This window comes from Actinoplanes sp. ATCC 53533 (assembly GCF_003947245.1).
The window spans coordinates 86,768-110,462 of record NZ_QHHV01000083.1 but is presented as its reverse complement, the minus strand read 5'-3'; the positions used below and the strand labels follow the sequence as shown (position 1 = coordinate 110,462).

The window sequence follows — 23,695 nt, the reverse complement described above, 5'->3', positions numbered from 1 at the left end:
GCCCGGAGCGAATCTACTGGCCGGTTATCCGGCAATCGGGTGCTCAGTCGCCGACCGGACACGCCGTTCCCAGTTGGACTATCGGCAATTCGACCGCGCTGTATCAGCGCCGTTTCAGCGCCCTCTGATGAGCTTGGCGAAAGGCGGCGAGGGACGCAGTGAACGCTTCTTCGACGCCTGTGTCCAGGCATTTCTCGACCGCGACGGCCGGCAGCTCTCGGAAATCCACCACCGGGACGAGTTCCGCGAGCTGATCCATTCGCGCGCTGCCCTCCGGAGCTTCGGCCGATTTTCGGTCCCGCCTGATCCCCTTGGTCACAAGCGGGCGCCCACGACGCATCCCGGCGCCCACCGAGCAACCGAGAGGCAGGAGAATATGCGCATCAGGACCATCACCGGTCTGGCCCTGGCCGGGGCCGCCGCCGCCACGGCGGTGGCCCTGGGCGGAGCCGCCTACGCCGAGGGCGGTGGCGACACCAGCCGCTTCACGCCCGCCGTCACCACCGACGACAGCAGCCGAACCGTCACCACCGGAACGGACGCGGACGGATCGGCCGCGGAGCGGGACTGCCCCGAGAAGGACGGCCCGGCCGGCTCGGCACCCGCCGAGGTGCAGCCGGAGAGCGCGGCCGAGTCACTCTGATCGACGATCCGGCAAGGAACGACGATCCGGCAAGGAACGCCCGGGCCGGCCACCGGCCCGGGCGTTGCCACGGAGGCACCGACCTGGCACTTATTATTGGTAAGTGCTATCGGCCGTCTAGCATGGCGTCATGAGCGGAGCGGTCGAGAGCGTCGGCGAGATGAGCGTCTTCGACCCCGACTGCACCTCGCGGGAGGTGCTCGAGCACGCCACCGGCCGGTGGGGTGGCCTGACGCTGGCTTGCCTGGTCGGCGGCCCGCTGCGGTTCGCCGAGGTGCGGCGCGCGGTGTCCGGGATCTCCGATCGGATGCTGTCGCAGACCCTGCAACGGTTGGAGGCGGACGGTCTCGTCTCGCGGACGCAGCATTCCGCGATCCCGCCGCGGGTGGACTACGCCCTGACCGAGCTCGGCCGGCCGATCGCCGAGCGCGTCTGCGACCTGATCGACGCGATCTACGCCCAGCTGCCCGGCATCGTCGCCCACCAGCGCGGCCTTGACGCCGCCACCGGGTCAGGCGGCGACTAGCTCACAGCCGCGCTGTGGGCGCCGCGCTCCGTAGACGGTCTCCACCACATCCCGCGCCCAGCGCATGCGCGGGGCGGCGGTCTCCGGATAGTCGCCATAGGCGGTGGCCATCCTCGCCACGCAGCCGCGCGTGCCGCACGCCTGGACGGCGCGGACGATGGCGGCGTCGACGACGGCATCGCTGGGCCGGGAACCGGCGGGCAGGTCGCTGGCGAACAGGGCGGCGGCGCGGGCGGCGAGAATTTGGCTTCGCATGTGGATCAACTCCGGTCTCGCGGGATGTCACTCGCCTCAGCGTGACCCTCCCGCGCCATAGATCGCCTCCGGTATTCCGCCGGACGCGGACCGATGCGCCACCAGGGTGCCGGCGGCGCATCGATCGGGGTTTCCCCGGGTGAGGACCCCTCAGGGGGCAGCCAGGACCGGCCACGCCGGCAGGATGCCGTCAACCACGCGGGCTCCCCGGCCGGTGGGCGGATATCCGACAGCGTCGCGTCCGCGACGCGCTGACTCCGCGGCCGGGCCGGCGGGCAGGGCCGCGCGCATCGTCCCGCACGGCCCTGCATCCGGTCGGGGTTCACGCCACCGGCATGTCCCTTCGGCGCAACCCCGCGAGCCCGGCCGCGCCCAGGGCGACGGCGACGACGGTGAGCCACAGCATCGGCGCCACGGTGAACGCCGAACCCGGCAGCTTCGGCACGTGCGCGAACGGGGTGAGGTCGACGATCCACTGGTTCAGCCCGAACAACGCGCCGAGCTCGACGAGCAGGACCGACCCGATGAGCGCGGCCCAGGCCAGCGAGCTGAGCCTCGGCGCGAGGCCGAGCAGGGCGGTGCCGAGGCCGGCCAGCACCCAGGCGGCCGGCAGCTGCGCCAGCGCGGCGCCGAGCAGCCGCCCGACCTGCCCGCCGACGTCGTGCACCTGCGCGCCGTACGCGACACCGCCGGCGAGGCCCGCCACCGTCAGCAGCAGCGCCGTGCCCAGCAGCGCGAACGCCAGGTGGCTCAGCGCCCAGCGCAGCCGGCCGACGCGCGTGGCCAGCAGCATCTCGACCCGCCCACTGCTCTCCTCCTGACGCAGCCGCAGCGTCGCCTGCACCGTGTAGGCGGCGGCGACCATCCCGGTGATGCCGAAGACCGCGGCGAGGAACGCATCGGTCAGGCCGGTGCGCCCGCCCATCCGGGTCAGGATGTCGGTGAGCTGCTGATTCGGCGACTCCAGGCCCCCGATGCCGGCGGCGGCGCCACCCATCACGGCCCCGGTCAGCGCCAGCGCGACGGTCCAGCCGAGGAGCAGGCCGCGGTGCAGCCGCCAGGCCAGCGCGAGCGGGCTGCGCAGGCCGGGGGACGCCGCGACGGGCCCGGGCCGCTCCGGGAGCAGTCCGGCGCCCACGTCCCGGCGACCCGCGAGCGCGTACCCGGCTGTCGCGAAGACGGCCGCGACCACGACGAACAGCGCGGCCACCCACCACCTTTCGCCGCCGTACGGGCGCATGTGCAGCGCCCAGCCGGTCGGCGACAGCCAGCTCAGCCAGGTCGGCCCGGTGTCGCCGACGGCGCGCAGCAGGTAGGTGCCGCCGAGGACGGCACCGGCGATGCCGGTGGCCGCGCGGGCGCTCCGGGTGAGCTGGACGGCCACCGCCGCGACCGCGGCGAACAGCATCCCGACCAGGCCGGTCGCGAGGCCGAACGCCCCCGAGCCGGCGGCTGGCAGCCCGGTCGCCATCAGCCCGAGCGCGGCCAGCACCGCGATGGCCAGGTTCGCCAGCGCGGTGACCAGCAGGGCGGCGGTGAGCGGCGCGTGCCGGCCGATCACCGTGGCACCGACGAGCTCCAGCCGGCCGGCCTCTTCCTCGGTCCGGGTGTGCCGCACGACCGTCAGCAGGCTCATCAGCCCGACCAGGAGGAACTCGGTCACGCCGATCTTCCACGCGGTGAGCCCGCCGATCGACACGTCGAACAGCGGGCCGCTCAATGCGACGAGCGACGGGTTGGCGAGCACACCGCTCACCGCGCGCAGATCCGCCTCGGTCGGGTAGAGCTTGAAGTAGTTGGCCGCGGTCCCCATCGGCATCACCGCGAGCCCGAGCACCCACACGGTCAGCCGGACGCGGTCGAGCCGCAGCGCCAGCCGCGCCAGGGCGCGCGTGCCGGTCAGCGATTTCACCGGGCCACCTCCGCCTGCTGCTTGCCGTTCGCCGGCGCCCGGTCGTAGTGGCGCAGGAACAGCTCTTCCAGGGTCGGCGGCTGGCTGGTCAGGCTCCGGACGCCCACCGCGGTGAGCTGCCGCAGCACGCCGTCGAGCTCGGCGGTGTCCACGTCGAAGCGCACGGTGCCGTTGTGGGTCCGCAGGTCGTGCACGCCGGGCAGGGCGTCCAGGCCGGCCGCCGGCCCGGCGAGGTCGACCTGGATCGAGGTGCGGGTCAGGTGCCGCATGCTCGCGAGCGTGCCGGTCTCGACCGCCCGCCCGTCGCGGATGATGGTGACGCGGTCGCAGAGCGCCTCGACCTCGGCGAGGATGTGGCTGGACAGCAGGACGGTGCGGCCGTCGCGCTGCTGCTCCTCGCGGATCACCTGGCGGAAGACCTCCTCCATCAGCGGGTCGAGGCCGGAGGTGGGCTCGTCGAGCAGCAGCAGGTCGACGTCGGAGGCGAGCGCGGCGACGAGCGCGACCTTCTGCCGGTTGCCCTTGGAGTAGGTCCGGCCCTTCTTGCTCGGGTCGAGGTCGAAACGCTCCAGCAACTCGGCGCGGCGCCGGGTGTCGAGGCCGCCGCGGAGCCGGCCGAGCAGATCGATGACCTCGCCACCCGACAGGTTGGGCCACAGGGTGACGTCGCCGGGCACGTACGCCAGGCGGCGGTGCAGCTCCGCGGCGTCGCGCCACGGGTCGCCGCCGAGCAGCTGGACGGCGCCGGCGTCGGCGCGCAGCAGCCCGAGCAGGATCCGGATGGTGGTGGACTTCCCCGCGCCGTTGGGGCCGAGGAAGCCGTGCACCTCCCCGGTCCGCACGGCGAGATTGAGCCCGTCCAGCGCGCGGGTGCGGCCGAACGTCTTGACCAGTGCGTCAACGCGGATCGCCTCGGTCATGATGATGCTCCTTCGGCCCCGGGGTCGGCCCCCGCGGCGGTAGGCGGATGGGTTGCCCGCATGGCGGCCATCGCCCCGCGGGCCTTCGCGACGAACTCGGGATCGAGCAAGGGGTGGGAGTAGAAGTCGGTCAGCGCTTCGGCCATGCGCAGGTTTCCGTCGGTGGTGAAGATGTCGACGCCCAGCGCGCGGGAGACGTGGTCGTGCATCGCGAGCATCCCGGACTGCATGCCGACGAGCACCGCCGCATACGCCCGGTAGTCCTCGGTGACCTCCGGGGAGTTCTTGCTGACCCACTCCTCGGTCCGGATCACCAGGTCGTCGAACATCGCCGCGGCTCTCGGCGAGCCGTCGAGCAGGGCCCGGGTGACGTACCGGTTGTACAGCAGGAGGGTCGGATGGACCGACGGCAGGAAGCCCTGGCTGGCCATCTTGCCCTCGAGGACGAGCTCTTCCTTGATCTGCACGATCCGGTCCAGCACGTAGACGTCGCACGCCTCGCGCAGCGCCTCCTTGGACCCGAAGTGGTGCCGGAGCAGGCCCGGCGACACGCCGGCCGCCTGGGCGATGTCGCGGACCGTCGTGCCGTCGACGCCGCGCTCGGCGAACAGGCGGATCGCGGCGTCCCTGATCCGCGCCCGAGCCGTCAGGTCCTCGAACGCCGGATCCCTGGAGTGCCCCACGCACCCACCCCCTTATACACACGTACGGTGGACTACTCGACTCGATAGCCCACTATACGCGTGTGTAGCCGCGCCGCAAGGACCCCTCAGGCCGGCGCGGGCTGCAAGGTGTCCGCGACCGGGCGCCGCGCGGCGGCCATCGCGGGAATGGCGGTGAGCGCGGCGACGGCGACCAGGACCCCGAACCCCGCGGCGAGCATCCAGGAGGCGGGTGCGTACCGGCCGTCGCCGGCGAAGAACAGGCACAGCTCGATGCCGAAGGGGATCCCGATCCGCCGACCCGATCGGCCGGTCCTGATCGATTGGCGGCGAACCTCCCGCGATCGCTACCGGTCAGCCGAGCCGGTAGACCAGGGCGCCGGCGATGTCCTCGCGGGTGATGCCCAGACCGGCCACCGGCCGGGACGCGACTCCTTCCCAGGGCGTGCCGGCCAGCCGGTCCGGCAGCACCACGACGGACCTGATGCCGATCTGCCGGAGGAAGGCCACGCTGGCGGGGTCGGGAAACGCCGCGGTGACGGTTCGGATCCGCTTCTGACTGGCCGGCTCGAAGTGGGTGAGACCGTTGGCGATCCGGGGAAAGCCGTCGGTGGACCACAGCATGATGTTCAGTTCGAGCAGGCCGTCGCTCGGCAGGACCAGCAACGGTTCCGCCGCCTGCGCCAGCGCGGCCGGAGCCGGCGGCACCACAGGATGGGGTGTGCGGTTGACGCCCTCGAGCACCACCAGGATGAGCGGGAACAGCAGGACGGCGGACACCGCTCTGAACCCCGACCGGGCGCTCGTCCGGGAACGTTCCGGCGTCGCCTCGTCGATCGTCGCGCCGCCCGGCGGCGGGCGGCCGGCGAGGCGGTCCGCGATCATGGTGATCGCCCCGGCCGCGAGGATCGCCAGCAGCAGGCTGGTCCACACCATGAGCCGTCCGGGCGCACGCAGGGCTTCCCAGCCGGGCAGCACGGCCGCCAGCGTCAGGTATCCGGGATGCCCGGCCGCGCCGACGTTCGCCCCCAGCCCGAGCGCTCCGCTCCCGAGGACCCCGAGCCCGAGCAGGATCCGCTGCCGGCGCGCGAAGACCGAGAAGAACAGCCCGACGATGGCGAGCACGGTCAGAGTCACGCCCGGCAGCAGCGCCATCTCCGGAGCCCAGGACAGCCGGTCCCGGGCCGGGGCGGACTGCAGGCCCCACAGCCACGAGTCCGCGGGCGCCGTCACGAAACCCCACAGCGGGGGCGAGTACGTCTCGATCCAGCCCGCGTCCCGGCGGGCCTGCGGGCTGAGGGCCACGACGCGGAAGTAGACCATGCCGATCAGCCCCGTCGTCGCGCCGAACACGGCGGCGCCGGCGAGGTCGGCGAGCAGTAACCGGCGGCCGAACGCGGGACGCTCGCCGCGCCGCCACCACGACCAGCCGTACGCCCCCGCCGCCACCGCGCACGCGGCGAGCAGGAAGTATGCGAACGGCAGGCCGATCGCGAAGCCCAGACTGATCTGCCAGGCGGCGACCAGCCAGCCGGCGAAGGCCCAGCCTGGACGGTCCGAGCCGCAGCGGCGGCCGTACCGCAGGGACCAGCCGTGCCCCCGCGCCAGCATCGCCAGGCACAAAGCGATCCCGCCGGTGGACAGCACGTTCAGGTGGCCGCTGTGCGCCAACCGCCACGGCGCGTAGGCCCACGCGATGCCCGCCACGACGGCCGCGACCCGGTTGGCGCCCACCTGCCGGACCAGCGCGTACGCCCCGACGAACGCCAAGGCGTGCACCAGGACGTAAACGATGTTGTAGCGGAGCACCGCCGCTTCCATGCCGGAGCCGAACAAGCCGGTCGCCGCATAGCCGAGGAGCGTGTCGGTGTAGGCATAGGTATAGCGCTCGGGGAAGTACGCATTGGAATGCCACAGCTGCGCCGGGCCGCGGAGAAGCGCGTGTCCCGACCACGCCATCTGCCACGCCTGCAGGGTCGGATCTCCCAGGTCTCCGGGAATGGTGGTCCGTGGTGCCCGCAGTGTCGGCCAGGTGAGCAGCACGGCGAACACCAGCCCGCCGGCGATCGCCTGGAGCGGTTCCCGCCAGCGGGCCCCGGGCGAGGGCACGCTCGGCGGTCCCGGGCGCGCGGCGGCCGGGGCGCGGGCACCCAGGAGGTGGTCCCCTCTTCGAGGGGTGGCCGGGCGCACGTTCACCGGCCGGTAAGCCGTTCCGCCGCGTCGCCGACGGCCCTCTGCTGGACGGTGTCGTTGATCTCGTTCACGAAGGCTCCCCAGTACGCGACAAATTCGTGCGGTGCCATAGAACCAGGGCGATGCGACAACGGCGCGCGGCGCCTGGAGATCGGGGTACCCCGGCAGCGGGTACGGCCCGGCCGGCCTCGGCCGCCAGGCCGTGCCGGGGTCGCGCTGGGAGGTTCCACCAGTACCCCCATCGCCAGACCCTCCCTCACCCCCGCCATCGGGGGTTCCATGGATCTCGGCCGAACACTCATCTGACCTCGAGGAGACATCGTGAGCACCACCGTCAAGGCATACGCCGCCCCGTCGGCCACCGAGCCGCTCGCGCCGGCGACGATCGAGCGTCGCGACGTCGGCCCGCGCGATGTCCGGATCGACATCAAGTTCGCCGGCATCTGCCACTCGGACATCCACACCGCCCGCAGCGAGTGGGGCCCCACCACCTACCCGATCGTCGTCGGGCACGAGATCGCGGGAATCGTCGCCGAGGTGGGCCCCGAGGTGACGATGTTCACCGTCGGCGACCGCGTCGGGGTCGGCTGCATGGTCGACTCGTGCGGCGAATGCCAGTACTGCGCCCGGGGCGAGGAGCAGTTCTGCGTCCAGGGCATGACCGGCACCTACGCGGGCATCGGCAAGGACGGCCAGCCCACCCAGGGCGGCTACGCCCAGAGCATCGTGGTCACCGAGCGGTTCGTCGTCCGCATCCCCGACGGGCTGGAGCTCGACGTGGCCGCGCCGCTGCTGTGCGCGGGGATCACCACCTACTCGCCGCTGCACCACTGGAACGCCGGCCCCGGCAAGAAGGTCGCGATCGTCGGCCTCGGCGGCCTCGGACACGTGGCCGTCAAGATCGCCCACGCCATGGGTGCGGAGGTCACGGTCCTGTCGCAGTCGCTGAAGAAGCAGGAGGACGGCCTGCGCCTCGGCGCGGACGCCTACTTCGCGACCGCCGACCCCGACACGTTCACCAGCCTGGCCAGCTCGTTCGACCTCATCATCAACACGGTCAGCGCACCGGTCGACGTCGACGCGTACCTGTCGCTGCTCGCCGTCGACGGCACCCTGGTCAACGTCGGTGCCCCCGAGAAGCCGCTGTCGCTCAACGTCTTCTCGCTGCTCGTGAAGCGCCGCTCGTACGCGGGCTCGCCCATCGGCGGCATCCGGGAGACCCAGGAGATGCTGGACTTCTGCGCCGAGCACGGCATCGGAGCGGAGATCGAGACCATCCCCGCGGACAAGATCAATGAGGCGTACGACCGGGTCGTCAACTCCGACGTGCGGTACCGGTTCGTCATCGACGCGGCGACCTTCGCCTGAGGCGACGCCGAGCTGGAGAACCTCAGCCCAGCGCGGCCGCCTTGCGCAGCAGCACCGAGCGTTCGCGCTGGTTGGCGCAGAGCCGGGCGGCCAGCTCCAGCTCGGCGCGCGCCTCCGGGCGCCGGCCGAGGCGGGCCAGCAGCTCCCCGCGTACGGTCGGCACCAGGTGCGAACCGGGGAGCCGGTCCAAGGCGATCAGCTCGTCCACGATGGCCAGGGCCTGCGCCGGGCCCGTGGCCATGGCCACGGCGACGGCCCGGTTGAGCTCGACCACCGGCGAGGGCGCGACCCGGCCGAGCGCCTCGTAGAGCACCACGATCCGGTCCCAGTCGGTCTCCTCGACCGAGGGTGCCGCCGCGTGGGCGGCGGCGATCGCGGCCTGCAGGCCGTAGGGGCCGAGGCCGCGAGCCGATGCCTTGACCAGCGCGGCCAGCCCGCGGCGGATCGCCGAGCGGTCCCACAGCCGCCGGTCCTGATCCTCCAGCAGGACCGGCGAACCGTCCGGGCCGGTCCGGGCCGGGAAGCGCGCGGCCGTCAGCTCGCACAACGCCAGCAGGCCGTGCACCTCCGGCTCGTCCGGCTGCAGCGCGGCCAGCGTGCGGGCCAGCCGGATCGCCTCGTACGCGACGTCGGGGCGCAGCAGCCGGTCGCCAGAGGTGGCCGTCGACCCCTCGGTGAAGATCACGTAGAGGACGCTGAGCACGCCGCCCAGCCGTTCCCGGCGCTCGCCGGCCGCCGGCAGCTCGAACGGCACCCCGGCCGCCGCGATCGTCTTCTTGCCCCGGGTGATGCGGGCCTGCACGGTCGGCACCGCCACCAGGAACGCGCGGGCGATTTCCTCGCTGGACAGGCCGCCGACCACGCGCAGGGTCAGCGCCACCCGGGCCTCGCGGGAGAGCACCGGGTGGCAGCTGACGAACATCAGCGCCAGGACGTCGTCGTCGATCCGGTCGGGGTCGATGTCGTCGTCAACCGCCGAGTCGACCGCCGGGCCGGCCGCCAGCAGGGCGTACCGGTCCCGCAGGGCGGTCCGGCGGCGGATCGCGTCGATCGCCCGCCGCCGGGCCGTGGCCATCAGCCAGCCGGCCGGATTGTCCGGCGCGGCAAGCGGCCACGACACCAGCGCCTCAGCCACCGCCTCCTGGGCCGCGTCCTCGGCCAGCCCGAAATCGCCGGTGAACCGGGTCAGCGCGGCGACGATCCGCGCCGACTCGATCCGCCAGACGGCCTCGACGTCGGCGGTGCCCATCAGATCTGGCCGCTGACCTGCGGGACCTCGTCCTCCCCGGCCACCCGGCGTACCTCGATCTTGGACCCGGTGACCGCCGGGACCCGCTTGGCCCACTCGACCGCCTCCGGTTTCGAGGCGACGTCGAGCAGGAAGTAGCCCCCGAACAGTTCCTTGGTTTCCCCGTACGGCCCGTCCGTGACCACCGGTGCCTCGCCGCTGAAGTCGACCACGACGCCCCGGCCCGGATCGTCCAGCCCTTCGGCCGCGAGGAGCACACCGGCCTTCATCATCTCCTCGATGAAGAGGCGGGTCCTGGCGATCCCGTCCTCGATCGAGGCCATCATGGCGGCGTTCGACTCGTCGGTGCCCCGCATGATCAGCATGTACTTCGGCATCGCGTTCTCCTCATCCGGCGGGGCCGCCTCTCGGCCCTCGCACCCCCACGTCGAACGAGCGGCCCGCGGATCGACACGGCCCGGAGAAATCTCGCGCCGCGCCGCGGCCGATCCTCCGACCCGCGTCGCCCTTCAGACGTCGGGGTGGGGCCGGATCCGACGATACGTGCTCCCGACGCGGTGGGCCCGGCCCGCCCGGCGCGGTGACGGGTCCGTCATCCGATGGGGTAGATCGGCCGCCGGAGGCCGGCCGGACCACCGCTGAGCTGGTAGTTTCCGTCCATCGGCGCAGGCTGGGAGGCGGCATGAGCTTCATCCAGATCATCGAGTACGAGACCGACCGGCCCGACGAGATGTGGGCTCTCGGCGAGGCTCGCATCGCGGAGATGGGTGATCCGCCGCCCGGATTCCGGCTCACGATCACGCAAGATCGGGATCGCCCGGGCCGGTTCATGACGATCGTGGAATTCCCGTCCTACGAAGTGGCCATGGAGAGCAGCGAGCGCCCGGACACCGACGCGTTCGCCCGGCAGCTGGCCGCGCTCTGCACCGACGGTCCGCACTTCCGGAATCTCGAGGTCAAGCGCACCGTCCCGGAGTGACCACCCGGGCAGCTACGCGAGGTGCCCGCCGCTGCAGGATGCCGCTCGCACGCCGTTGACAAGATCGGCGACGGTATGGGCCTGGACGCCGGAGGGTGGCGTGTCGGCGAAGCGGGCCGCGACGGCCCGCACGTGGCCCTGGGCGGCCTCGGCCAGGCCGTCGTAGACGTCGGCGAACACCTTCGCGGCCGGATCCCGGAGCCAGCCGGCCGGCAGCAGCCGGACCGGCAGCCGCGGGTCGATGAGCGGGAAGCGGCGGTAGGTGTCCATGACCTCGGTCCGGGCGCGCACCGCCTCGGCTCCGCGCAACTCCCCGGAACGGATCCGGGGCAGCAGGGGGTCCCAGCGCCGGACGAACGATTCGTACTGTCCGGCGATGGCCCCGGTGTCCCAGGCGTCCAGGGGATCGCGGCCGGCCAGCGCGTCCAGCTCGATCTGCCGGGCCCGGAACACGGTCACCGTGCCCAGGGTGAGCTGAGCGAGCTGGTCCTTGGCCTTGTGCGTGAGACGGTGCGGCGAGACCCAGAGTCCGTCGTACAGCGGCGCGTATCCCAGCCACCGGAGCTGATCACGCAGCGCCCGCCGCTGCACGCTGCGCTCCTGCGGCAGGGAGAACGCCACCAGCGTCCAGTGGCCGTCCCAGTCCTCCGCCTCGGTCATCGACGCGACGACCCATCTCCCGCCCACCGACAGGCTGACGGCGGCGGCCTCGGTCAGCCGGTACCGGCTCTGCCGTCCCTGCCGGCTGCCCTCCAGCACCCCGCGGCGGGCCAGCCGGCTGATGGCGGCCCGGGCGCCCGCGTGGCTCACGCCGGACTCGCCGAGCAGCGCGGCGATCGCCGCGGACGGCAGCCAGGCGCGGGTGCGCAGGGTGTAGTCGGCCAGCAGCGTCACCGCCAGGCCCTGCGGCGAGCTGCCGGTCTGCCGACGGGGAAGACGCACCGGACCGGCCGCGTCGTCGGGAAATATCTCCTCGATGTCGAAGGGACTCGTCACGCGACGCTCCGGCGGTATGTGGGCGGGCACCGATCATCGCACGGCCCGATTTCATCGATCAACTTCGATTGACAGTTATCGGTCCGAGGGAACACCATGTGTCGCACGATGTTGGTGGGACTCAAAGGAGTCAGACCCATGAAGATCAGACGAAAGCTACTGCTCTGCCTGGCCACCTCGCTGGCGGTGGCCGGCCTGGCCGTTCCGGCGACCAGACCCGCGTACGCGGCGTCGCTGACCGAGGTCACCAGCTTCGGCAGCAACCCCGGCGGGATGCGCATGCACATCTACGTGCCGGACAACCGACCGGCCGCCCCGGCGATCGTGGTGGCCATGCACGGCTGCGGCGGCTCGGGCCCCGGCTTCTATGCGAGCAGCGAGTTCGCCGCCCTCGCCGACCGGTACGGGTTCATCGTCATCTACCCGTCCGCGCAGCAGGAGGCCGGCTTCGGCAAGTGCTTCGACACCTGGTCGGAGGCCGCCAAGCGGCGCGGCGGCGGCAGCGACCCGGTCTCGATCGCGTCGATGGTCGGCTACGCCGGGCAGCAGTACGGCGGCGACCAGAACCGGGTGTACGCCACGGGCAGTTCCTCCGGCGGCATGATGACCCAGCACATGCTCGCCGTCTACCCCGACCTGTTCAAGGCCGGCGCGGCCTTCATGGGCGTGCCCTTCAACTGCTTCGCCAACGCGGCCGACTACCCGCCCGGCGGCCAGTGCACCGGCGGCGCCATGAACCGCACCCCGCAGCAGTGGGGCGACGCGGTCCGCCAGGCATATCCCGGCTACACCGGCCCCCGCCCGCGGGTGCAGCTGTGGCACGGCACCAATGACACCCTCGTGCCGTACCAGCTGCTGCAGGAGTCGATCGAGCAGTGGACCAACGTGTTCGGGCTCAGCCAGACACCCACCTCCAGCGACACCCCGCAGACCAACTGGAACCGCCGCCGCTACGCCGACACCGCCGGCACCGTCCAGGTGGAGGCCTACAGCATCCAGGGCGCCGGGCACAGCCTGCCGTCCAGCGGCATGGCCGCGGCCGCCGTCACCTTCTTCGGCCTCACCGGCGGCGGCGGGCCCACCTCCGGCCCGAGCAGCAACCCACCGTCCAGCCCGCCCGTCTCCAGCCCGCCGCCCGGCGGCGCCGCCTGCCGCGTCACCGTCACCGTCAGCGCGTGGGGCACCGGCCTCACCGAGAACCTGACCATCGCGAACACCGGCGCCGGCGCGGTCAACGGCTGGGCACTGGCCTTCACCCTGCCCGCCGGCCAGACCATCACCTCCGGATGGAACGCCACCTACTCCCCCACCTCCGGCCAGGTGACGGCCAGGAACGTCGGCCACAACGCGACCATCGCGCCCGGCGGATCGGTCGGTGCCGGATTCCAGGCCACCCACACGGGCAACGCCGCCAAGCCCGCCTCGTTCACCCTCAACGGCACGGCCTGCTCCGTCGCCTGATCAGCGGCCGGCAGGAGAGCCAGCCGACGTGACGTGGGTAACGTTTTCCAGGATGTTTCGCCGACCATACGAGCCGGTGCTGAACAACGTTCAGAGGCGCACCGACACTCGTCCAAGGGCCAGCTGATCAGGCCGTTTCCAAAGAGGGTCTACACCTGGAGGCTCATGATCCCTACACTGGGCATCGTTTCCCACGCCAAGGAGCTCGGATGCCAGAACAAGCCGCACCGGCGCGCCGGGTGACCATCGTCGACGTGGCCCGGCACGCGGGCGTGTCGACCACCGCCGTCTCCAAGGTGCTGCGCCACGCCTACGGCGCCAGCCCGCAGATGCAGGCGCGGGTCCGGGCGGCCATCGACGAGCTCGGCTACCGCCCCTCCGCGGCGGCCCGGGGCATGCGCGGCCAGACCTACACCATAGGCGTGATGCTGCCCGACATCCGCAACCCGTTCTTCGCCGACGTCCTGGACGGGGTGACGGACCAGCTGGGCGGCACCGACTACCAGATGATGATGGCACCGTGCTGCAACGACGAGGCGGCGGAGGCACGGGTCACCGACGCCATGATCGATCACAGCATGGACGGCCTCATCCTCATCGCGCCGCTGTCGTCACGTACGCACCTGAACGGCATAGCGAGAACGGTGCCGACGGTGGTCATCGGCCGGCACGGTCACTCGCCCCGCTACGACACGGTCACCGACGACGACTTCACCGGCGCCGGCCTCGTCGTCGCCCACCTCGCCGGCCTCGGGCACCGCCGCATCGCCCACATCGACCACCTCGAGACCGATCCGGTACGGCTCACCGAGATGCCCAACGCCCTGCGCGCCGACGGCTACCGCCACGCCATGCGCGCACACGGCCTCGGCGCCGAGATCGACGTCGCGTCCACCACCTACACCCAGGAGGGCGGCTATCTCGGCGCCCGGCTGCTGCTGGACCGCCGCCGGCGGCCCACCGCGATCTTCGCCGGCGCGGACATCGTGGCCATGGGCGTGCTCGACGCCATGACCGAGGCCGGCCTGTCCGCACCCGGCGACATCTCCGTCGCCGGATACGACAACACCACCTTCGCCGCGTTCGGGCCCATCTCGCTCACCACCGTCGACCAGGCCGGACGGCAGATCGGCGCCAACGCCGCCCGGCTGCTGCTGGACCGGATCGCCGACCGGGAACGGCCGGCGGCGCAGATCAAGCTCTCCCCCAGCCTGGTCACCCGGCGCACCACCGCGCCTCCGGCGGACTGACCCGAACGGGAGCGGCCCTGGGCCGGCGGGATCAGCGCCGCCGGCCCACACCACCGTGCTTCCGGCGGACTGACCCGAACCGGAGCGGCCCCGGTCCGGCGGGATCAGCGCTGCCGGGCCGCGCTGTCCGGGCCGGCGGTGCTCGCCCGGACGATCAGCTCGGGCTCCAGCACGACCGTGGTGTGGCGGTGGTCCTCCCCTGAGGACACCTCGTCGAGCAGCAACCGGATGGCCTCCCGGCCCATGCTCCGCCCGGGCGCGTCCACCGCGGTCAACGGCATCGGGCCACTGCCGGCGGCGCGGTCGTTCTCGCAGCCCACGATCGCCACCTCGGCGGGCACCCGGATGCCGGCGACGGTGTGCAGCTCCTCGATGATGCCGTTGGCGAGCTGATCGGTGACGGCGATGACCCCGTCCGGCAGGTCGCCGCGCGCCCGCCGGGCGAGCAGCGCACCGACCTGGCGGCCGTAGCCCGTCTGCAGGTCGCCGCTGTCGAGCTCCTCCAGGCCGACCCCGGAGCCGGCCTCCGCGACCGCCGCCCGGACGCCCTGCCGCCGGTCCCGCACGGGCTGGAAGTCCTCGCGCGCGGCGACGAACGCCAGCCGGACCCGTCCCAGCTCGATCAGATGCCGGGCGGCCAGATACCCGGCGCGCTCGTTGTCCACCAGGACCGTGCAGCACGTTCCCGCCGCCGGGGCGTAGTTCAGCAGCACGATCTGGCGCCGGTGGGCCCGCATCCTGGCGACCGCGTCCGTGACGTCCTCCATCGGCGCGAGCAGCACGCCGGTGACCCGGGCCTGGTCGAACAGATCGAGATACTGATCCTGCTGGGCCACGTCCAGCTGCGCGCTCGCCAGGAGCAGGCGGTAGCCGGCCGCGCGGGCCGCCTCCTGCGCGCCGTTCGCCATGTCGATGAACAGCGAGTTCTCCAGGTCGACCAGCACGAACCCGATGCTGTTGTTTGACCCCGAGGCCAGCGACCGCGCCGCGTCGTTGCGCACGAAACGCAGCCGTTCGATCGCCTCCCGGACCCGGCGCGTGGTCGCCGGGCGCACCTTGCCGGGGTGGTTCAGGACGTTCGAGACGGTGCCGAGGGAGACGCCGGCGGCATCCGCGACGTCCTGCATGCTCGGGCCCGCGTGCCCGTTCGGTCGCGGGCGGGTCGCTGCCACTGCGCTGCCGGCCCCCGTCCACATAGTTGGTGATCAAGGCTAGCGCAGGACAAATCGCGAGTGCCGGCGTCCCAGATTCCGCCTCAGCCGTTGACCAGCGCCCCATCGATGAGTCAAGGTCTGGTTCCCGCGTTGAAGCGCTTCATTCTAACTAATGTTAAGAGATCATGGTGAATGACCACGCCCGACTCGCCCGTACCCTCCGGGGTCTTGCCTGCCTGCTCACCGCGCTGGTGCTCGCGGCCGGCGCGCTGATCCTCCCCGCCGCCGCGGCCGCTGCCGGATCGGCATCCGCTCTCCGGGTGGCCGGCCTGACCACCAACAGTCGCGTCGATCCGCTCGGCATCGGCGGCGAGACTCCGTCGTTCGGATGGCAGCTGGCCTCCGCCCAGCGGGGAGCGCGGCAGAGCGCCTATGAGATCCGCGTCGGGCGCCGGCCGGGCGCCGCCGATGTGTGGCATTCCCGCAAGGTCAGGTCGGACCGCCAGGTCGATGTCGAGTACGGGGGCCGGGCGCTGAAGCCGGCCACCCGGTACTACTGGAGCGTCCGCGCGTGGAGCGGCACCGGTGCGGTGAGCCGCTGGAGCGCCGACGCGTTCTTCGAGACCGGCCTGCTGACGGCCGCCGACTGGCGCGGTGCCCGATGGATCACGCGGCCGGCGCCGGTGGACGAGATCGAGAAGTGGACCGACTACGCCACCGAGGTCGACTTCGCGCTCGACAACGCGGCCTTCGGCACGTTCCTGCGCGCCCGCGACGTGAACAACGGCTACATGTGGCAGCTCAACGTCACCGGCGCCGAACCGGCCCTGCGCCCCCACAAGCGGGTCAACGGCGACTACGCGCTGCTGGGCGAGGTGAGCCTCGCCGGCTTCGGCTTCACCAACGCCGGGCTCCGCACCGGACGACACAAGATCCGCTTCGAGATGGCGGGCAGCACCATCAGCACGACGCTCGACGGCGTGCTGGTCGACACCCGCGCCGACGCCACCTTCGCCAAGGGCTACCTCGGCTTCCGCACCCACGACTACGCGAAGGAACAGGGGACGGTCTACGACGCCGTCGTGACCCGGCCCGACGGGACGGTGCTGCTCGACACCGACTTCGCCGCCGGGCGGAACCCCTGCGCCGGCGGCGAGCTGACCGGCTCGGCCCTCGTCGTGGCGGGATCCTCCGACGTGCTGTGCGACCCCGCGACGCGGTCGCTGCCGCTGCTGCGCAAGCAGTTCGGTACGTCGGCGCGCAAGAAGGTCGCGGAGGCCCGGGTCTACGCCTCCGCGCTCGGTGTCTACCAGCTGACGCTCAACGGCCGGCCGGTCGGCGACCAACTGCTCGCCCCGGGATGGACCAACTACCACCAGCGCATCCAGTCCCAGACCTACGACGTGACGAAGCTGCTCCGGCGCGGCGGCAACGTCATCGGCGCCGCCCTCGCCGGCGGCTGGTGGTCCGGCAAGGTCGGCCTCGGCTGGTCCCAGCAGTACGGCGACGCCCCCGCGCTGGTCGCCCAGATCCGCATCCGTTACACCGACGGCTCGGTCCAGTGGCTCGGCACCGACGAGTCGTGGCAGGCCGGGGACGGCCCGTTCGTCCGGGCCGACCTGCAGGACGGCGAGACCTACGACGCGCGCCTGGTGCCGGACGAGCTCGCGGCCGCGAACTGGCCCGCCGCGGCGTCCGTACCGTCGAAGACCGCCCTGCTGGTCCCCCAGAGCGACGAACCCGTGCGCGCGACCACCGTGCTCCCGGCCCGCACGATGACCCAGCCGACCGCCGGCGCCTACGTCTACGACCTCGGCCAGAACATGGTCGGCGGGTCCCGGCTGACCCTGACCGGCAGCCCCGGGCAGACCGTGAAGATCCGCTACGCCGAGGTCCTCAACAAGAACGGCACCCTGTACACCGACAACTTCCGCAGTGCCAAGGTCACCGACCGCTACGTCTTCGCCCGGTCCGAGACGGTCACCTACGAGCCGACGTTCACCCAGCACGGGTTCCGCTACATCGAGATCACGGGACTCGCCACTCCCCCGGCGCTCGCCGACGTCAAGGGCGTGGTGTGGGGCTCCGACCTCGCCGCCACCGGCACCCTGCGCACCTCGGACGCCATGCTCAACCAGCTGCTCAGCAACATCTCGTGGAGCCAGCGCGGAAACTTCCTCTCGATTCCCACCGACACCCCGGCCCGGGACGAACGGCTGGGCTGGACGGGCGACATCAGCCTGTTCGCCCCGACGGCGAACTACCTGGTCGACACCCGCGCGTTCCTCTCGCACTGGCTGGCGGACGTGCGCAACTCCCAGTACGCCAACGGGGACCTGCCGGCGGTCGTGCCCACCCCCCGGGGCCAGTTCGGCGACAGCGGTGTCGGCTGGTCCGACGTGCTGATCACCGTGCCGTACGCCGGGTGGCGCGCGTACGGCGACAAGGCCATCCTGCGCGAGAACTACGCCGCGATGCGGAAGTTCTTCGACTTCGTCCGCACCAGCGCCGGGCCGGACCTCCTCGAACCGGGCCGGACCACCTTCTTCACCAACGACTGGCTGCACCTGGACGACCCCACCGTGCAGGGCGTGCTCGGCACGGCCTACTTCGCCGAGGACGCCCGCATGATGGGCGAGATGGCGGAGGCCCTCGGGGACACGGCGGCGGCCACCGGCTACCGGAGCCTCTCGGCCGACATCCGGCGGGCCTTCACAAGCGCGTACGTGGCGGCGGACGGAACGGTCCTGGGCAACTCCCAGACCGGGTACGCCCTGGCCCTGGGCATGGGCCTGGTCTCCGATCCGGCGCTGGTCGCGAAGGTCGGCGAGAAGTTCGTGGCCAAGCTGGCGCTGACCGACCATCACCTGCGGACGGGCTTCATCGGCACCCCGCTGCTGCTGCCCGCCCTGAGCGCCGTCGGCCGCGACGACCTGGCCTACAAGATGCTGCTGCACAAGGACTACCCGTCCTGGGGCTACGAGGTGGTCAACGGCGCCACCACGATGTGGGAGCGGTGGAACTCGATCATGCCGGACGGCAGCTTCGGCCCGGTCGACATGAACTCCTTCAACCACTACGCCTACGGCGCCGTCGGGGACTGGATGTTCCAGCACGTCGGCGGGCTGACCGCAGTCAAGCCGGGCTACCAGCGCTCCCGGATCGCACCCGCGATCGGCGGCGGCCTGACGACCGGCTCCGGCCGCCTCGAAACCGTCTACGGCCTGCTGTCGTCGACGTGGAGCACGGCCGGCGGGCTCAAGCTCAACGTCACCGTACCGGTCAACACCGTGGCCGAGGTGCACGTGCCCGCCGCCTCGCGGTGGGCCGTCACGGAGAGCGGCCGGCCGGCAAGCCGCGCGACCGGTGTCCGCTTCCTGCGCATGGAGAACGGAGCTGCCGTGTACGAGGTCGGCTCCGGGTCCTACGCCTTCGCGGCTGGCCGCTGAGCGGTCCTTCTTGAAGCCGATCCGGCGGCCCTGGTGGAGAAGACCAGGGCCGCCGGGCTGGTGACCTGACCATCGTGTCCGCCTTGCCGGAGCGCCGCGGACGCCACCCGCCCGTTGTCGACGGTGATGCGCACGGGTACGGAATGGACCGTCGCCCACCAAGGCTCAGCCCCGCCCCTGCCACATTCGTGCGACCTGTCCTGTCCCACGCCTGCGGGCGGCTCGGATTCGTAGCGGATCACGGCGAACTCTGCCGTGCCCGGGTGGCAAGAGCGGGTGGGAATCGTATCGCTCGGGCGTTTGTTCTCCGGCGCAGTCGCGTCGCGGCCGGGCGGCAGCAGTAGTTTCAGCGACCTTTGCTCTGCTTCCCTATCGGAAACGCCGGAGGGGATGCGGATGCCCGCGGCGGCCCACCCGGATCGCCTACCGCCGGAGCGCGGCGACCGCGTTCCGCTTTCGGTCGATGCCGGGATCGACCGGTGGGTGTTTCCAATGGGGAAGCAGAGCAAAGGCCCGAGAAAAGACCCTGCCGCCGGGCAGCCAGCACCGATCGTGACGACGCGGCAACGCGCGGCGACAGCGGCGATGCGGCAATAGCGGCGATGCGGCAACGACGGCGACAGCGGCGATGCGGGGACGACGCCCGCGACGCCGAGCGTCGCCTGGAGATCGGGGTGTGAAGACGGTGCGGCCCCAGTTCACACGGAAACGTCCTTGCCCCGTCCGGCTCCGGTAAGAGAACTTCGACTGGCTGCACCCGCTCTTCGCGGAACGCCTGGAGATCCGCGACGGCCGCATGCACCTGTCGAACCGCCCCGGCCTCGGCATCACCCTCACCGAGCAGGCCCGCGCCTGGACGGTGCACCACGCCGACATCACCTGACCGGCACCTCGGGCGGCACGATCGCGCGTCCTCAGCGGGGCGTCTCGGCGGTCGCGTCCCGGCGGCGCAGGCCGAGTGCCGCCGCCACGGTAGCGGCGGTCGCGACGGCGAGCAGGTAGAAGCCGGGCGCGAGAGGGTTGTGGGTGGTGGCGCTGAGCCAGGTCGACACGAGCGGGGCGGTGCTGCCGAACAGGGCGACGGCGATGCTGAGCGGCAGGGCGAAGGCTGTGAAACGGACGCCTGTGGGAAACAGCCTCATGGCCAGGACCGCGCCGAGGGAGTAGGCGGGGCCCAGGAAGATCGAACAGAGGACCTGGCCGAGCACGGCCGCGCCGAGGGTGCGGAACGAGGTGATGATCAGAAATCCGGGCACGGCGGTGATCGCGACTCCCGCCATGACGGCGATCGCCGTGCCGCGCAGTGGCAGCCTGTCGATGAGGTATCCGCCCAGCAGCGCGAACGCCACCGAGGTGACGACCCCGACGAGGTTGGCCGCGTACGCGTCGGCCGGCGACAGCCCCACCTCTCGGGTCAGGTAGGCCGGCATGGCGACCGACAGGGTGTACCCGCCGACGTTCTGGGCGCCGAACCAGACCACGAGCAGGAGCATGCCGCGCTTCGCCGTACCCAGCGCCCGGGCGAGCGGGACGCGCCCCTGGCGCGCCGACTCGCCCAGGGCGACGAAGGCCGGGCTGTCCAGCAGCCGGGTGCGCACGTAGAGGCCGACCAGGCCGATCGGCGCGGCGATCAGGAATGCCACCCGCCAGCCCCAGCCGGCCAGCTGACCCGGCGACAGCAGGCCGGCCAGGACCAGGCTGACCAGCGCCGCGCACGCGGTCGCGAGGATCACGGCCAGGTTGTTGATCGACGCGGTCAGGCCACGCCGGTTGGCGGGTGCGTGTTCCAGCATGAGCAGCATGGCTCCCGGAAGCTCGGCGCTGGCCGAGAGTCCCTGCACCAACCGGCACAGCACCAGCAGCACCGGCGCGAGCAGACCCACCATGGCGTAGCTGGGCAGCAGGCCGAACCCGACCGTCGCGGCGGTCATCAGCAGCAACGAGGAGGCCAGGGCCGGCCGCCGGCCGAACCGGTCGCCGACGTGACCGAAGATGACGGCGCCGATCGGGCGCACGACGGAGCCCATGGCGAGGATCGCGAAGGTGGCCAGCAGCCCCGCGGTCGGGTCGGCCGACGGGAAGAACTGCTGGGCCAGGATCGTCGCGAGGTAGCCGTAGATCAGCAGGTCGTAGACCTCGATGAGGGTTCCGATGCTGCCGGCGGCCAGGACCTTGCGGTAGTCCCCCGAGCGGGCACCTACTGGTAGGTCTTGCACGGCGTGCTCCTCGGCGTCTCGCAGTGACGATCAGCCCGGCGGGCTCGCCGGGTGTTGTTCCGCCGTCCACGCGGCGATCTGGGCCCGGTTGGTGAAGCCGAGCTTGGTCAGGATGTGCTCGACGTGGCTCTCGGCGGTGCGTTGCGCGATGACCAGGCTGGTGGCGATCTCCCGGTTGGACAGGCCCCGAACGATCAGACCGGCGACCTCACGTTCCCGGCGCGTCAGCGGCGCCGCGCCGCCGCCGGGTGGCGTGCTGGTGGGCCGCCGCCCGTCCAGGGCGTAGCCGAGCGCGTCGTCGAGCGGGAGGGCCCGGCCGTGCCGGAAGTCGTCGGTGCACGCGGCATCGCCGAGGGCCGTGCGGACCCGCTCCTCGCACTCGTTGTGGTCGGCGATCAGCCACCGGTCCCTCGTGACGGACCTGCCGAGATCGCTCTGGATCCGGTCCACGGCGCCAAGCAGGGTGGCGGCGCGCCGGTGTTGCCGTTGCCCGGCCGCGATCCAGGCCAGCACCGCGAGGCCCAGCGCGGCGACGTACGGGTCCGGCACTCCCGTCGCCCGCGCCGACCGAAGGCATTCCCGAACGTGGTGGTCGGCCGCCGGGGCGTGACCCTCCCGCCAGGCGACCAGCCCCAGCCCCCACAGCGCCCACGTACGGTTGAGGCTGGCCTCCGCCGCGTCGGCGATCTCCAGGGCCTCCTCGAAGCAGCGCCGGGCCCGGTCGTACTGGCCGGTGAGCGCGGCGGCCGGCCCGAGCTGGAGGAGCAGCTGCATCCGCAGGGTCAGCTCCTGCTGCCGTTCGCGCTCCGGCAAGGCGGACACGATGGCCAGGCCCCGTTCGGCGGATTCGACCACACCGCTCAGATCGTCGCACTGTCGCAGCACGGCCGAGCCGTGGACGAAGGCGGCCAGGGCCAGTCCCGGGGCGTCCCGCAGCCGCTCGGCGAGGCGCTCCCCCTCGGCCAGCCAGGACATCGTGCCACGGGCGTCGTCGAGCCAGCCCGCGAGAAAGCCAGCCAGCAGCAGAGCCCGGACCCGCAGCACGGTGGGTTCGGTCGTCCGCGCCAGCGCCCGCTTCAGCCAGCCCAGGCCCTCGCCGCACAATCCCCCGGACCACCAGTACGCCCAGGGCAGACCCGTCACGAGGCGCAGCGCGCTGTCGCCGTGACCGGGCTCGCCCAGGTAGGACTCCACCGCCACCCGGACGTTGGGGTGTTCCCGGGTGAAGCGGGCGATCCAGTACGTCTGGCGCCGGCTGATCCGCTCGGTGGCCGCGCGCGCCGCCAGCCCCTGGTACCAGTCGCGGTGCCGTTCGCGCAGCGCCACCTGCTCGCCGGACTCGATCAGCTGCTCCCGGCCGTAGTCGCGGATCACTTCCAGCATCCGGTATCGGGCCTGGGTGTCTCCGCCGTCGCGGCTGTCGACGCGGTCGACGATGGACTTGTCGATCAGGCCGGTGAGCACCTCCATCAGGTCGGCGGCGGGCAGGCGCTCGCCGGTGCAGACGCCTTCGACCGCGTCCAGTTCGAAGGTGCCGACGAACACCGACAACCTGGCCCACAGCAGCCGCTCCGGCTTGCTGCTCAGGTCGAACGACCACTCCACGCAGGCGCGCAGCGACCGCTGGCGGGCCGGAGCGGCCCGGCTGCCGCGGGACAGCAGCGCGAACCGGTCGTCCATCCGGTCCAGGATCTGCTGCGGGGACAAGACGCGGACCCGGGCGGCGGCCAGCTCGATCCCCAACGGCAGTCCGTCCAGCCGGCGGCACAGCTCCACCACCGCGTCCACGTGCTCGCCGGTCAGCGCGAACTCCGGCGAAACGGCCTTCGCCCGCGCCACGAACAGCACCACCGACTCCGACCCGGCGAGCGAGGCAACCTCCGGCCGCCGATCCGGACCGGGAGTGGGCAACGGCGGCACCGGATAGATCACTTCGCCGGCGATCGCGAGCGGCTCACGGCTGGTGGTCAGCACCCGCAGCCGCGGGCAGGCGCGCAGCGTCGCGTCCACCAGCACCGCGCACGCCGGCAGCAGGTGCTCGCAGTTGTCCAGGATCAGCAATGCCTGCCGGTCGGCGAGATGGTCGGCCAACTGCCGCACCGCCGACCCGGCACGCTGGCCCACCCCCAGCGCCGCCAGGACCAGATAGGCCAGCGCGTCGGGGTCCTGGAACTCCCGCGCGAGCAGGCCGGGATCCTCCAGCTGGGTGAGATCCACGAACCACACCCCGCCGCCGAACGCCCGCCGCGCCTCGGCCGCCACCCGCGACGCCAGCCGGGTCTTGCCCACCCCACCCACGCCGGTCAGCGTCACCAGCCGGGACGCACCCAGCAGTCCCTTGAGCTCTCCCCGCTCCAGCCGACGGCCGACGAAGCTGGTCAACTCGGCGGGCAGACCCCCACGCGTGCCCGCGCTCACGGTCGGCATGGACTACCCGGCGCTGCACCTTCCACGCCTGCGAA

19 protein-coding genes are annotated in these 23,695 nt (G+C 72.2%); 7 read left to right on the top strand and 12 right to left on the bottom strand.

Annotation, left to right across the window (positions count from 1 at the left end):
• Nucleotides 1–103 precede the first annotated feature (103 nt).
• Entirely contained in the window at nt 104–259 is a 156-nt protein-coding gene (locus DMB66_RS61390; protein WP_158647368.1) for a hypothetical protein, read from the bottom strand.
• Between the two features lie 117 nt (nt 260–376).
• Between DMB66_RS61390 and DMB66_RS65600 the strand changes: the two genes are divergently transcribed.
• Complete coding sequence (locus DMB66_RS65600; protein WP_125806853.1) at nt 377–643, top strand: hypothetical protein; 267 nt, start codon at nt 377–379, stop codon at nt 641–643.
• A 130-nt stretch (nt 644–773) separates the two neighbouring features.
• Nucleotides 774–1,169, top strand: coding sequence for a helix-turn-helix domain-containing protein (locus tag DMB66_RS26650; protein WP_125806852.1), 396 nt, complete (start codon nt 774–776; stop codon nt 1,167–1,169).
• Here the strand turns inward: DMB66_RS26650 and DMB66_RS26645 are convergent.
• From DMB66_RS26645 to DMB66_RS26620, 5 genes are all read right to left on the bottom strand, one after another.
• On the bottom strand, nt 1,155–1,424 hold the full coding sequence (locus tag DMB66_RS26645) for a hypothetical protein (protein ID WP_125806851.1): 270 nt from the start codon (nt 1,422–1,424) through the stop codon (nt 1,155–1,157). The genes DMB66_RS26650 and DMB66_RS26645 overlap by 15 nt on opposite strands.
• 322 nt (nt 1,425–1,746) lie before the next feature.
• Nucleotides 1,747–3,336 carry an ABC transporter permease gene (locus tag DMB66_RS26640; RefSeq protein WP_125806850.1) on the bottom strand — a complete coding sequence of 530 codons (1,590 nt, stop codon included), beginning with the start codon at nt 3,334–3,336 and terminating at the stop codon, nt 1,747–1,749.
• Complete coding sequence (locus tag DMB66_RS26635) at nt 3,333–4,256, bottom strand: ABC transporter ATP-binding protein (RefSeq protein ID WP_125806849.1); 924 nt, start codon at nt 4,254–4,256, stop codon at nt 3,333–3,335. The genes DMB66_RS26640 and DMB66_RS26635 overlap by 4 nt, the downstream gene beginning before the upstream one ends.
• Nucleotides 4,253–4,939, bottom strand: coding sequence for a TetR/AcrR family transcriptional regulator (locus tag DMB66_RS65595; RefSeq protein ID WP_125806848.1), 687 nt, complete (start codon nt 4,937–4,939; stop codon nt 4,253–4,255). The genes DMB66_RS26635 and DMB66_RS65595 overlap by 4 nt, the downstream gene beginning before the upstream one ends.
• 333 nt (nt 4,940–5,272) lie before the next feature.
• Nucleotides 5,273–7,072: a hypothetical protein gene (locus DMB66_RS26620; RefSeq protein WP_370319246.1), complete on the bottom strand. Its 1,800-nt coding sequence runs from the start codon at nt 7,070–7,072 to the stop codon at nt 5,273–5,275.
• 360 nt (nt 7,073–7,432) lie between these two features.
• Between DMB66_RS26620 and DMB66_RS26615 the strand changes: the two genes are divergently transcribed.
• Complete coding sequence (locus tag DMB66_RS26615; protein ID WP_125806846.1) at nt 7,433–8,479, top strand: NAD(P)-dependent alcohol dehydrogenase; 1,047 nt, start codon at nt 7,433–7,435, stop codon at nt 8,477–8,479.
• Nucleotides 8,480–8,501: 22 nt separating this feature from the next.
• On the opposite strand, the gene DMB66_RS26610 is transcribed toward DMB66_RS26615, so the two are convergent.
• The gene (locus DMB66_RS26610; RefSeq protein WP_125806845.1) at nt 8,502–9,728 is read right to left on the bottom strand and encodes an RNA polymerase sigma factor; all 1,227 of its coding nucleotides are present in this window, start codon (nt 9,726–9,728) and stop codon (nt 8,502–8,504) included.
• The gene (locus DMB66_RS26605) at nt 9,728–10,105 is read right to left on the bottom strand and encodes a YciI family protein (protein ID WP_125806844.1); all 378 of its coding nucleotides are present in this window, start codon (nt 10,103–10,105) and stop codon (nt 9,728–9,730) included. The genes DMB66_RS26610 and DMB66_RS26605 overlap by 1 nt, the downstream gene beginning before the upstream one ends.
• A gap of 305 nt (nt 10,106–10,410) precedes the next feature.
• Between DMB66_RS26605 and DMB66_RS26600 the strand changes: the two genes are divergently transcribed.
• A complete protein-coding gene (locus tag DMB66_RS26600; protein WP_125806843.1) occupies nt 10,411–10,707 on the top strand; it encodes a hypothetical protein in 297 nt (98 codons plus the stop codon).
• A 12-nt stretch (nt 10,708–10,719) separates the two neighbouring features.
• On the opposite strand, the gene DMB66_RS26595 is transcribed toward DMB66_RS26600, so the two are convergent.
• Nucleotides 10,720–11,703: a PaaX family transcriptional regulator C-terminal domain-containing protein gene (locus DMB66_RS26595; RefSeq protein ID WP_125806842.1), complete on the bottom strand. Its 984-nt coding sequence runs from the start codon at nt 11,701–11,703 to the stop codon at nt 10,720–10,722.
• A 138-nt stretch (nt 11,704–11,841) separates the two neighbouring features.
• On the opposite strand from DMB66_RS26595, the gene DMB66_RS26590 reads away from it, so the two are divergent.
• Nucleotides 11,842–13,164 carry a PHB depolymerase family esterase gene (locus tag DMB66_RS26590; RefSeq protein ID WP_125806841.1) on the top strand — a complete coding sequence of 441 codons (1,323 nt, stop codon included), beginning with the start codon at nt 11,842–11,844 and terminating at the stop codon, nt 13,162–13,164.
• A 209-nt stretch (nt 13,165–13,373) separates the two neighbouring features.
• Nucleotides 13,374–14,414: a LacI family DNA-binding transcriptional regulator gene (locus DMB66_RS26585; protein WP_125806840.1), complete on the top strand. Its 1,041-nt coding sequence runs from the start codon at nt 13,374–13,376 to the stop codon at nt 14,412–14,414.
• Between the two features lie 104 nt (nt 14,415–14,518).
• Here DMB66_RS26585 and DMB66_RS26580 read toward each other — a convergent pair whose 3' ends face one another.
• On the bottom strand, nt 14,519–15,541 hold the full coding sequence (locus DMB66_RS26580; RefSeq protein ID WP_125806839.1) for a LacI family DNA-binding transcriptional regulator: 1,023 nt from the start codon (nt 15,539–15,541) through the stop codon (nt 14,519–14,521).
• 212 nt (nt 15,542–15,753) lie between these two features.
• On the opposite strand from DMB66_RS26580, the gene DMB66_RS26575 reads away from it, so the two are divergent.
• A complete protein-coding gene (locus DMB66_RS26575; protein WP_125806838.1) occupies nt 15,754–19,017 on the top strand; it encodes an alpha-L-rhamnosidase in 3,264 nt (1,087 codons plus the stop codon).
• A gap of 914 nt (nt 19,018–19,931) precedes the next feature.
• Here DMB66_RS26575 and DMB66_RS26565 read toward each other — a convergent pair.
• Both DMB66_RS26565 and DMB66_RS26560 read right to left on the bottom strand, forming a co-directional pair.
• Nucleotides 19,932–21,233: an MFS transporter gene (locus DMB66_RS26565; RefSeq protein WP_158647367.1), complete on the bottom strand. Its 1,302-nt coding sequence runs from the start codon at nt 21,231–21,233 to the stop codon at nt 19,932–19,934.
• Nucleotides 21,234–21,263: 30 nt separating this feature from the next.
• Nucleotides 21,264–23,651 carry a LuxR C-terminal-related transcriptional regulator gene (locus tag DMB66_RS26560; RefSeq protein WP_125806836.1) on the bottom strand — a complete coding sequence of 796 codons (2,388 nt, stop codon included), beginning with the start codon at nt 23,649–23,651 and terminating at the stop codon, nt 21,264–21,266.
• Between the last annotated feature and the right edge of the window lie 44 nt (nt 23,652–23,695).

Excerpts from the sequence above, each read along its gene's own strand:
- DMB66_RS26645 (WP_125806851.1), bottom strand. The coding sequence starts at position 1,424 with ATGCGAAGCCAAATTCTCGCCGCCCGCGCCGCCGCCCTGTTCGCCAGC.
- DMB66_RS26580 (WP_125806839.1), bottom strand. The coding sequence starts at position 15,541 with ATGCAGGACGTCGCGGATGCCGCCGGCGTCTCCCTCGGCACCGTCTCG.
- DMB66_RS26610 (WP_125806845.1), bottom strand. The coding sequence starts at position 9,728 with ATGGGCACCGCCGACGTCGAGGCCGTCTGGCGGATCGAGTCGGCGCGG.
- DMB66_RS65600 (WP_125806853.1), top strand. The coding sequence starts at position 377 with ATGCGCATCAGGACCATCACCGGTCTGGCCCTGGCCGGGGCCGCCGCC.
- DMB66_RS26605 (WP_125806844.1), bottom strand. The coding sequence starts at position 10,105 with ATGCCGAAGTACATGCTGATCATGCGGGGCACCGACGAGTCGAACGCC.
- DMB66_RS26600 (WP_125806843.1), top strand. The coding sequence starts at position 10,411 with ATGAGCTTCATCCAGATCATCGAGTACGAGACCGACCGGCCCGACGAG.
- DMB66_RS26575 (WP_125806838.1), top strand. The coding sequence starts at position 15,754 with ATGGTGAATGACCACGCCCGACTCGCCCGTACCCTCCGGGGTCTTGCC.
- DMB66_RS26590 (WP_125806841.1), top strand. The coding sequence starts at position 11,842 with ATGAAGATCAGACGAAAGCTACTGCTCTGCCTGGCCACCTCGCTGGCG.
- DMB66_RS26585 (WP_125806840.1), top strand. The coding sequence starts at position 13,374 with ATGCCAGAACAAGCCGCACCGGCGCGCCGGGTGACCATCGTCGACGTG.
- DMB66_RS26635 (WP_125806849.1), bottom strand. The coding sequence starts at position 4,256 with ATGACCGAGGCGATCCGCGTTGACGCACTGGTCAAGACGTTCGGCCGC.
- DMB66_RS26650 (WP_125806852.1), top strand. The coding sequence starts at position 774 with ATGAGCGGAGCGGTCGAGAGCGTCGGCGAGATGAGCGTCTTCGACCCC.
- DMB66_RS61390 (WP_158647368.1), bottom strand. The coding sequence starts at position 259 with ATGGATCAGCTCGCGGAACTCGTCCCGGTGGTGGATTTCCGAGAGCTG.